The organism is Puia sp. (assembly GCF_036500295.1).
GTDB lineage: Bacteria > Bacteroidota > Bacteroidia > Chitinophagales > Chitinophagaceae > Puia.
On sequence record NZ_DASYCH010000023.1, the window covers coordinates 1 to 2,749 of the forward strand.

Consider the following 2,749-nt stretch of genomic DNA (forward strand, 5'->3'; position numbering starts at 1 on the left):
CGTATGCATCGCCGTAAAAGAACTCCCCCTGAATGCCCGCATCGAAATAAGCGCCCTCGCTCTATTAAATTAAACTGAACCAACATGAACGAGATCCCTTACTACCATGTCGACGTCTTTTCCGCAATACCCTTCTCTGGCAACGGCCTCATCGTCTTCACGGAAGCAGAAAGCTTCAGCGCCGCCACCATGCAAACCCTCACACAGGAAATGCGGCAATTTGAAAGTATTTTCCTGCAAGAGATCAGGGACAACACCATAAAAGCCCGCATTTTCACCTGTTCCGAAGAACTCGATTTTGCCGGTCATCCCGTCCTGGGCGCCGCCGCCGTTTTACATGATCAAAAATATCCCGATCATAAAAGAACGACCTGGACTTTCCAACTCAACGCAAAGACAGTAACGGTCACCACGGAAAGAAGCGCCAGCACCTATGACGCAGCCATGGATCAGGGAAAAGCCGAATTCGGCAGAACACTCGACGCCGCAGAAACAAGATCTATCCTCGATTACCTCAACGCTACCCCGCAAGACCTTTACCCCGGGCTCCCTGTCACCGTTGTTTCCACCGGACTGCCTTACCTGATCATCCCATTTAAGAACAACCAGTTCAAAGCAAACATCGGTGCCCCCGGTCTCGAAGAAAAACTGCATCATTTTGGCGCTAAATTCATCGGCCTGCTCGACATCGAAACCCGTAGTATACGCACAGGCGACAACGATGGATCCGTCGAAGACATCGCCACCGGAAGTCTCGCCGGGCCCGCCGGCGCTTACCTGGTAAAACACGGCCTCGAAAAAGCCGATCAGCTGATCCAACTACAACAGGGCAAAAACCTTTCCCGCAACAGCAGGCTTTATGTACAACTCAAAACCTGCTCCGACAACACCCACAATGTATTCGTGAGCGGTAGTGTCTGTAAAATAGCTCGTGGATTATTGGAACCTTTCGACGATCGATCCGACCCTTCCTGAAAAAAATAGGCGCCCCCCATGGAAGCCCCCGATGAATTCAATCGTATCCTGCAAGCTTTCCTCGAAGGGTAACGCCGCCACACCCACTATCACCCCAGTCCGAACATTGTATATACAACGTTTCGTTTTCCGTTTTAGAGTACCCCCCACGGCCGCAAACCCGCCCAAACCTCCTCGCTGATGCTCCAGAGACAGACTGTCCTAACCCGCGCACCCCCTGTATCGAAAACGCACAACAAACGGCGATGCGCCGCCGAATAATCAATTGAATGTCAATGTATAGTAAATCCGGCACCCCTTTGGTCCCCAATAAGGTAACCAACGATGTCACCATGTTCCGTAACTACTTCCTCACCGCCTGGCGCAACCTCACGCGCAACAGGGCCTACAGCACCCTCAACATCCTCGGCCTCTCCATCGGCATGGCCGTCGCCCTCCTCATCGGCCTCTGGGTCGAATATCAATACTCCTACGACCGGTTCCTCCCCGGTCATGAGAACGTCTACCAGGCGCATACCCGCTTCGTCCGCAACGGCCAGCCCGACCAGTTGATGGCCACCCCCTTTCCTCTCGCCGCCGCTCTCCGCAAAGAGATCCCCGAGATCCGCTATGTCGCCCACACCGACTGGATGGGCGCCCACGATCTGCTCGTCGGCGAGAAAAAAGTATTTCTCACCGGCGCCCAGGCGGAAGAAGATTTCTTCAAGATCTTTCCTTACCCCACACTCAAAGGAACGCTCAACAACGCACTCGACGACACCTATTCCATCGTCCTGACCCGATCCACCGCCCGCTCCCTCTTCGGCGATGCAGATCCCATCGGCAAGACGGTCCGCATCGACAACCAGAACAACCTCGTCGTAAAAGCCGTCATCGCCGACCTCCCGGCAAATTCCACCTTCGATCTGCACTTTGTCGTCCCATTCAGCTATAATATTCTCGCCAACGACTGGGTTCGCAAGACCGCCGAGACGGGCAGCTGGGATCAGAACGCCTTCCAAACCTTCGTCGCCCTCCAACCCAATACCCCCCTTCAACAACTCGACTCCAAACTCGCCGCAGCCGTAAAAAAATACGATCCCATCAACTTTAAGAACGCAAAGGAAGAGGTGTTCTTACATCCCATGACCCAGTGGCACCTCTACTCCGAATTCAAGGCCGGCAAACAGGATGGCGGCTTCATCGAATACGTCCGCCTCTTCAGCGTCATCGGCGTACTCGTCCTGCTCATCGCCTGCATCAACTTCATGAACCTCGCCACCGCCCGCAGTGAAAAACGCGCCCGCGAGGTCGGCGTCCGCAAAGCCATCGGCTCCCAGCGTCGCGATCTCATCCTCCAGTTCCTCGTCGAATCCCTCGTCATTACGCTCCTCGCCGCATTCATCGGCCTGGGCCTCGTGGAACTCGCCATTCCCGCATTCAACAACCTCACTAATGCCGCCATCCGCGTCCCCTATGGAAGTCCCTTGTTCTGGGCCATCATGATGGGCTATGTCCTGGTCACCGGCCTGCTCGCCGGCAGCCGTCCCGCGGTATACCTCAGCTCCTTTCGACCGATAAGTGTCCTTAAAGGATCTTTTCGAGCGGGACGCGGGGCCGCGCTTCCGCGCAAGCTCCTCGTCATCCTCCAATTCACCTGTAGCATCGCCCTCATCATCGGCACCGCCCTCATCTATCGCCAGGTCCAATACGTCAAAGACCAGCCGACAGGCTACGATGCCGATCGCCTCGTCCTCGTCGACGGCAGCCAGGATCTCAACCGCAATTACCCCGG

At 55.4% G+C, this 2,749-nt stretch carries 2 protein-coding genes; both read left to right on the plus strand.

Translation table 11 applies throughout. The features are described from left to right. Positions 1–84: 84 nt before the first annotated feature. Positions 85–975, plus strand: a complete 891-nt coding sequence (locus VGM48_RS05820) for a PhzF family phenazine biosynthesis protein (RefSeq protein WP_331576980.1) — start codon at positions 85–87, stop codon at positions 973–975. A 275-nt stretch (positions 976–1,250) separates the two neighbouring features. Next, the coding region (locus tag VGM48_RS05825) for an ABC transporter permease (RefSeq protein WP_331576982.1) at positions 1,251–2,749 on the plus strand (1,499 nt) is incomplete at its 3' end.